This window comes from Streptomyces sp. NPDC057137, from assembly GCF_042670825.1.
Classification (GTDB): Bacteria; Actinomycetota; Actinomycetes; order Streptomycetales; family Streptomycetaceae; genus Streptomyces.
Genome location: NZ_JBHUUW010000043.1, coordinates 64,337 through 71,186, shown reverse-complemented (window position 1 = coordinate 71,186; position 6,850 = coordinate 64,337). Strand labels below are relative to the sequence as shown.

6 protein-coding genes and 1 riboswitch are annotated in these 6,850 nt (G+C 70.5%); of the genes, 1 reads left to right on the top strand and 5 read right to left on the bottom strand.

Annotation, left to right across the window (positions count from 1 at the left end; translation table 11 throughout):
* Nucleotides 1-64: 64 nt before the first annotated feature.
* Nucleotides 65-1,003 (bottom strand): LysM peptidoglycan-binding domain-containing M23 family metallopeptidase, encoded by a 939-nt coding sequence (locus tag ACFT9I_RS28005; protein ID WP_382568707.1) that lies wholly within the window; start codon nt 1,001-1,003, stop codon nt 65-67.
* A 4-nt stretch (nt 1,004-1,007) separates the two neighbouring features.
* Nucleotides 1,008-1,164: riboswitch (cyclic di-AMP (ydaO/yuaA leader) on the bottom strand.
* A gap of 414 nt (nt 1,165-1,578) precedes the next feature.
* Between ACFT9I_RS28005 and ACFT9I_RS28000 the strand changes: the two genes are divergently transcribed.
* Nucleotides 1,579-2,382, top strand: coding sequence for a tyrosine-protein phosphatase (locus ACFT9I_RS28000; RefSeq protein WP_382568720.1), 804 nt, complete (start codon nt 1,579-1,581; stop codon nt 2,380-2,382).
* 28 nt (nt 2,383-2,410) lie between these two features.
* Here ACFT9I_RS28000 and ACFT9I_RS27995 read toward each other — a convergent pair whose 3' ends face one another.
* From ACFT9I_RS27995 to dxs, 4 genes are all read right to left on the bottom strand, one after another.
* The gene (locus ACFT9I_RS27995) at nt 2,411-2,554 is read right to left on the bottom strand and encodes a DUF6126 family protein (protein ID WP_382568705.1); all 144 of its coding nucleotides are present in this window, start codon (nt 2,552-2,554) and stop codon (nt 2,411-2,413) included.
* Between the two features lie 202 nt (nt 2,555-2,756).
* Entirely contained in the window at nt 2,757-3,383 is a 627-nt protein-coding gene (locus ACFT9I_RS27990) for a helix-turn-helix domain-containing protein (RefSeq protein WP_382568703.1), read from the bottom strand.
* Nucleotides 3,384-3,493: 110 nt separating this feature from the next.
* The gene (locus ACFT9I_RS27985) at nt 3,494-4,906 is read right to left on the bottom strand and encodes an aspartate aminotransferase family protein (protein ID WP_382568701.1); all 1,413 of its coding nucleotides are present in this window, start codon (nt 4,904-4,906) and stop codon (nt 3,494-3,496) included.
* Nucleotides 4,903-6,792 (bottom strand): 1-deoxy-D-xylulose-5-phosphate synthase, encoded by a 1,890-nt coding sequence (dxs, locus tag ACFT9I_RS27980; protein ID WP_382568699.1) that lies wholly within the window; start codon nt 6,790-6,792, stop codon nt 4,903-4,905. The genes ACFT9I_RS27985 and dxs overlap by 4 nt, the downstream gene beginning before the upstream one ends.
* Nucleotides 6,793-6,850 lie beyond the last annotated feature (58 nt).

Here is a 6,850-nt window from a genome sequence, read left to right as displayed (position 1 = left end):
GCACACATGCACCGGCCAACGACCTTTCCCGGACACCGAAGAGACCCAGAGAGACCCGAAGAGATCAGAGAGAAACGCCGTGCCCGCGCAGGTACGCCAGCGGGTCGACGTCGGAGCCGTAGCTCGGGCCGGTGCGGATCTCGAAGTGCAGGTGCGGCCCGGTGGAATTGCCGGTGGAACCGGAGAGGCCGATCTGGTCGCCGCCGCCGACGCTCTGGCCCGCCGAGACGGAGAGCGAGGAGAGGTGGGCGTACTGCGAGTACTGGCCGTCGTCGTGCTTGATGACGACCTCGTTGCCGTACGACCCGGCCCAGCCGGCCGAGACAACGGTGCCGGGGCCGACCGCCTTGACGGTGGTGCCCGACGAGGCCGCGAAGTCCACGCCGGTGTGGTAGCCGCTGGCCCAGCTGCCGCCGGCCGCGCGGTAGGCGGTGGTGGTGGCCGCGCCGTCGACGGGGGCGGTGTAGCCGGAGGCGTCGCTCTGCGCCGCGGGCTGGTTGGCCGTGGTGTCGGCCTTCGGCGCGGGCTCGGCCGGGGCGGGCTTCGCGGGCGCGGCCTTCTTCGGCGCGGCCTTCTTCGGCGTGGCCTCGGCCTTGCCCTCGGAGGACGCCTTGGCCTTGGCGCCGATGGTGAGCTTCAGACCCGGGTGGATCAGCGACGGGTCGTCACCGACGGCCTCGCGGTTGTCCTCGTACAGCTTCTCCCAGCCGCCGCTGACCTTCTGCGTCTCGGCGATCTTGGCGAGGTAGTCGCCCGCCGTGACCGAGTACGTCTTCACGGTCTTGGCGGTCGCGGCCTGCTGAGCCGTCTGCGGCGCGGCGGCGGGAGCGGAAGCGGTGGAGGCGGTGTGCGCCACCGACGGGGCGCTGGTCTGCTCGGCGGCGTGGGCGCCCGTGGCACCGATGAGCGGAATTGCGATGGCGGCGCCACCCGTTCCGGCGGCGACGAATCCGCGGGTGATCGGGTTGGTCCTCGGACGACGGTGCTTACCCTTTGCGGGCATGGCGAATTCCTCTCCGGCGCCTACGAGGTGAGCTGTCGGGTTCGGGCTGGAGATGCCCGGCCGCGCCGTGACGCGACTTAACCCCAAGCCGTCCGGATGTCCGGGCCGGCGTACTACCTGGGTCCCCCGCTCCTGCCACACGTGATGGGTGCTGGGTGGATGCGGATTCCGAGCGGCGGCAGGATTCGGCGATCCGCTCGGATTGCGGTGACCGTAAGCCGGGTGGGCCTACCCGTACAAGCCGTTGTATTCCTTCGGCAATCCGGCCTCGAATATCGGCCGCCGCGAGCGGTCACCCTGCGTGGATTACGGATCTTCGAATTCCGTGCGACGTCCCAATTCCCTTCTCCGGCCCCGCCACACACCGTCACGGATATGATCCTGCTCACCAGCCGAGGCCGATCTGCACCCATCTCCCCTGCGACCAGGGCACGTTAGATGTAATCACTCAATACGGACAGAAGCCCCTTTCTTGAACTGATTTCAGCGGGAACCGATGTCGTAAAGTTCGGAGCGCGACAGCGTCGGCGACGAGCGCCGACCGCACACGCGGAGGAGCTCACGTGACGCACGAGGTGCCGCAGCAGGTCCCGCCGACCGAGCCCGACCTGGCCGGTGTCCGCAACTTCCGCGACGTGGGCGGTCTGCCGACCGTCGACGGGCGGCGCGTACGGTACGGACGGCTCTACCGCAGCGGCCACCTCGCGCACGCCACCACCGAGGACGCGGCGTTCCTGACGTCGCTGGGCCTGCACACGGTCTTCGACTTCCGCAACGCCGCCGACCAGAAGCTCGACGGCCTGGACATCGAGCTGCCGGGCGTACGGAACGTGAACATTCCGCTGACCGACCCGGCCGACGGGACCGAGTTCTGGAAGATGGTCCGCGACGGTGATCTCGACCAGCTTCGGTCGATCCTGGCCGACGGCAAGGGCGTGGCCCGGATGTCCGCTTCGTACCGTTCGATCATTCTGGACCGCACCGCCGAACACCGGCGCGTGCTGGACGCCCTGGCCGAGGAGAGCCTGCCCGCGCTGATGCACTGCGCGGCGGGCAAGGACAGGGCCGGTCTCTCCATCGCGGTGTCGCTGCTCGCCGTGGGCGTGGAGCGGGAGGCGATCGAGGCCGACTATCTGAAGTCGAACGATCCGCACCGCAGGTACCTGGTACGCCGCAGCGACCCGTCGCCCGGCGCGACTTCGCCGGAGGTGCTGGAGCTGCTGGCCCCGCTCTTCGACGCGCGCGCCGTGTATCTCGAAACGGCGTTCACGACGATGGAGGAGACGTGGGGCAGCGTCGACCGCTATCTCGCGGACGGCCTGGGGCTGACGGACGAGACACGCGAGCGGCTGCGGGCGCGTCTCGTCGACGAGGGCTGACAGCGGGGCCGGGGGGGGCGGACCGGGCCTACTTGGCGCCCGCCTCGAAGAGCAGCCAGAGGAAGCCGGCCACGGCGTGGCCGGCGACGAGGTAGACGAAGAGGCGGATGGCCAGGCCGCGCGGGAAGTTGCCCTCCTCGTCCATGACGGACTTGGCGGGCACCTCGGGCACATCGCGCACCTCAGGCACCGCGGGCGCCGCAGGAACCGCGGGCGCCGCAGGAACCGCGGGCGCCGCAGGAACCGCTGGCGCCGCAGGCACGGCGGGCGCCTCGGACAACGGCTCCTGGACCTGCTCCGGGGAGTTCTCAGGCACGGTGACGGCCTCTCTGGTCGGGTAACTGGCGATCGGTCCGGTCGAAGGTGACGACGGGTCAGCGGCGGTGGGCCCCGCCCGGCAGGCACAGCTCGGCGATCGGGCTGGTCAGCAGGGTGTGTACGAACAGCAGCTCGGTGCCGTCGGGGCCGGCCGCCGCGAGGCGGTGCGGTGTCATCGAGTCGAAGTGGGCGCTGTCCCCCGGATCGAGCACATGGACGGCGTCCCCGAGGCCCAGCCGCAGCCGCCCCTCCAGGACATGGATCCACTCCTCCCCCGGATGGACGCGGACGAGGTCGCCCTGCGCCCCGTACGGCACCGTCACCCGCAGCGGCTGCATCGCGCGGCCGGACGAGCTGCCCGCCTGGCGGTAGATCCAGCCGTCGGCCTCCACGGGCTCCGCCCGCGCCGCGCGGATGACGGGATCGCGCTCGGGCGGCTCCTCGCCGAGCAGCTCGGAGACCGTCGTACCGTAGACGCGGGCCAGACCGAGCAGCATGGGCAGCGAGGGCTGGCGCCGCCCGGTCTCCAGGCGGGAGAGGTGGGCCGGGGAGAGCCCGGCCCGTCCGGCGGCGGCCTCCAGGGTGAGGCCCCGGCCGCGCCGCAGCTCACGCAGTCGGGGTGCGACGTCCGGCAGGACCTCTGTCGTGGGGTCGTGCTCACCGATGGCGGTGGGGTTGTTCATGCCTCCATTGCGCCAGGATTTTTCCTCTGAGGCAAATTTCTTGCCTCAGAGGCAAACCCTGAGGCGAACCGCCGAGCCAAACCCTGCCGTAGCCCCCGGCAGGCTCCCCCTCACCGGTTCGCGATGGCCTGCTTCACCAGCGTCCTGCCGAAGTCCCACATCAGCCCGCCACCGCCGTGCGCGTCGTCCATCACGGCCGTGAAGGCCGTCACGAAGCGGTCGACCTCGGGTTCTCCGATGGTCAGCGGCGGAATCAGTTTGATCACTTCCAGATGGTCCCCGGAGACCTGCGTGAGGATGCGGTGCTTCTGCAGGAGCGGCACCACGACCATCTGCGCGAAGAGACCCTTCCGGGCCTTCTGCAGCATCGCCCAGCGGCTCCGCAGCCCGATCGACGTAGGCCGCCCGAACTCGATGCCGATCATCAGCCCCCGGCCGCGCACCTCGCTCAGCAGCTCGTACCGGTCGACCAGCGCGGCGAGCCGCGACCGCAGCAGATCGCCGGTCGCCCTGGCGTTGGCGACGATCTGCTCGTCCTCGATCACCGACAGGACGGCCAGGCCCGCCGCCATCGCCTGCGCGTTGGATCCGAAGCTGGCCGAGTGGACCAGCACCCGGTCCATCGAGGAGTAGACCTTCTTGAAGATCCAGTCCTTGCCGAGGGTCGCGCCGACCGGCACATAGCCGCCGGAGAGCGCCTTCGCCACACACACCAGGTCAGGCTCGACGCCTTCCTCGTGCTGGTACGCGTAGAAGTCGCCGGTCCTGCCGAGCCCGGTCTGCACCTCGTCGGCGATGAGGAGCGCCTTGTGCCGGCGCAGCAACTCCTGCGCCGCCCGCAGGAAGCCGGGCGGTGTCGCGTTGACGCCCTTGCCCTGGATCGGTTCGACGACGAAGCCCGCGACGTCGCCGCGCTTCAACTCCCGCTCCAGCGCGTCGAGATCACCGATCCCGATGGCGGTGTCGGGAAGCAGCGGCGCGAAGCCGTCCCGGAAGCCGTCCTCGCCGTTGACGGAGAGCGAGCCGGTGGTCAGCCCGTGGAAGGCGTGGGAGCAGTAGAGGATCCTGGGCTTCCCGGTGGCGTACCGGGCGAACTTCAGCGCGGTCTCGATCGCTTCCGTACCGCTGTTGCCGAAGAAGACCCGGTCCAGGTGCGGGCTGTGCGTGAGCAGCTTCTCGGCGAGCAGGCCGGGCAGCGGCTGGCAGTCGAAGCGGGTGAGGTCGGCGAGCGAGGCGTCGAGGACGTCGTGGAGCGCCTTGCGTACGACGGGGTGGTGCCGACCGAGCCCCATCACGCCGAAGCCGGCGAGCATGTCGAGGTAGTCGTTGCCGTCGGCGTCCCAGAAGTAGGCGCCCTCGGCGCGCTCGTAGACCTTGTCGAAGCCGATGGTCCGCAGCATGCGCGGGAGTTGGTGGTTGAGGTAGGCGGTGTGCAACTCGTAGCGCTCGCCGCCGCGTTCGGCCAGCAGCTTCGCGAGGTCGAAGCCCTTGCCCCGGGTCAGGGGCGTCGTCTGCTCCGTCATTGCGTGTTCTCCTTGCGCGTCAGTGCGGCGCTGATCCGTCCCGCGATCTCGACCGGGGTGAGCCCGATGTCGGCCAGCACCTCGCCGCGCCTGGCGTGGTCGAGGAACTGTTCGGGGATGCCGAAGGTACGCAGCGGTACGTCCACCTCGGCGTCGCGCAGCGCCTGCCCGACGGCCCAACCGACGCCGCCGCTGCGGCTGTTGTCCTCCACGACGGCCACGAGCCGGTGCCGCGCGGCCAGCGGCGCCAGGGCCTCGTCGACGGGCTTGACCCAGCGGGGGTCGACCACGGTGCAGCCGATGCCGCGCGCGGCCAGCAGTTCGGCCGTACCGAGACAGACCCCGGCGAGCGCGCCGACCGACACGAGCAGCACGTCCGTTCCGGCGGCCTCCGCCGTGCCGTGCAGGATGTCGAGGCCGCCCGTGCGCCCGACGGCGGGAATCGTCTCGCCCACCGACTCCTTGGGAAAGCGCACCACGGTCGGCGCGTCGGCCACATCCACGGCCTCGCGCAGCAGCGACCTGAGCTGCCGCGCGTCACGCGGCGCGGCGATCCGCAGGCCCGGTACGCACTGGAGCAGCGACATGTCCCACATGCCGTTGTGGGAGGGCCCGTCGACGCCGGTGACGCCGGCCCGGTCGAGTACGAACGTGACGCCGCACTTGTGCAGCGCGACGTCCATGAGCAGCTGGTCGAAGGCGCGGTTGAGGAAGGTGGCGTAGACGGCGACGACGGGGTGCAGTCCCCCGGTGGCGAGCCCGGCGGCGGAGACCGCGGCGTGCTGCTCGGCGATGCCGACGTCCCAGACGCGGTCGGGGAAGCGCGCGGCGAATCCCGTCAGCCCCACCGGGTGCAGCATGGCGGCGGTGACGGCCACGACGTCGGGGCGCTCCTCGCCGATGGCGGTGATCTCGTCGCCGAAGACCGACGTCCAGGAGGGTTTGCCGGGCGGTACCAGTGGCTCGCAGGTCAGCGGGTCCATCACTCCGACGGTGTGGAAGTGGTCGGCCTCGTCGTCCCGCGCGGGCTGGTAGCCACGCCCCTTCTCGGTGATGCAGTGCACCAGTACGGGGCCGGTGAAGCGGCTCGCGCGGCGCAGCGCCGACTCGACGGCCGCGATGTCATGGCCGTCGACGGGGCCGATGTACTTGAGCCCGAGGTCCTCGAACATGCCCTGCGGCGCGACGAAGTCCTTGAAGCCCTTCTTGGCGCCGTGCAGCGACCCGTACAGCGGCCGGCCGACCACGGGGGTCTGCTGGAGGACTTCCTTGCCCCAGGCGAGCATCTGCTCGTAGCCGTCGGTGGTACGCAAGATGGCGAGGTGCCGGGCGAGGCCGCCGATGGTGGGGCTGTACGAACGCTCGTTGTCGTTCACGACGACGATCAGGGGGCGGTCCTTGGCGGCGGCGATGTTGTTCAGTGCCTCCCACGCCATGCCGCCGGTGAGCGCCCCGTCCCCGATGACCGCGACGACATGGTCCTCGCCGCCGAGCACCTGGCGGGCCTTGGCGAGCCCGTCGGCCCAGCCGAGCACGGTGGAGGCGTGGGAGTTCTCGATGACGTCGTGGTCGGACTCCGCGCGCGAGGGGTAGCCGGAGAGGCCGCCCTTGGTCCGCAGCTTGGAGAAGTCCTGTCTGCCGGTGAGCAGTTTGTGTACGTAGCTCTGGTGTCCGGTGTCCCACAGGATGCGGTCGGCCGGGGAGTCGAAGACCCGGTGCAGGGCGATGGTCAGCTCCACCACCCCGAGGTTGGGCCCCAGATGTCCGCCGGTTCTGGCCACGGCGGGGATCAGGAACTCCCGGATGTTCTCGGCCAGTTCGTCGAGTTCGGCCGCGGCCAGCGCTTTCAGGTCGCGCGGCCCCCGGATGTTCTCCAGTTTCGACATGCTCGGCCCCCTCTGGATCCTCGGCGGATCCGTCAGCTCTCTGTGACTGCCGGTCAGG

Bases quoted from the DNA above. Each gene is read 5' to 3' on its own strand.
- ACFT9I_RS28005 (WP_382568707.1), bottom strand. From the start codon at position 1,003: ATGCCCGCAAAGGGTAAGCACCGTCGTCCGAGGACCAACCCGATCACC.
- ACFT9I_RS27990 (WP_382568703.1), bottom strand. From the start codon at position 3,383: ATGAACAACCCCACCGCCATCGGTGAGCACGACCCCACGACAGAGGTC.
- ACFT9I_RS27985 (WP_382568701.1), bottom strand. From the start codon at position 4,906: ATGACGGAGCAGACGACGCCCCTGACCCGGGGCAAGGGCTTCGACCTC.
- dxs (WP_382568699.1), bottom strand. From the start codon at position 6,792: ATGTCGAAACTGGAGAACATCCGGGGGCCGCGCGACCTGAAAGCGCTG.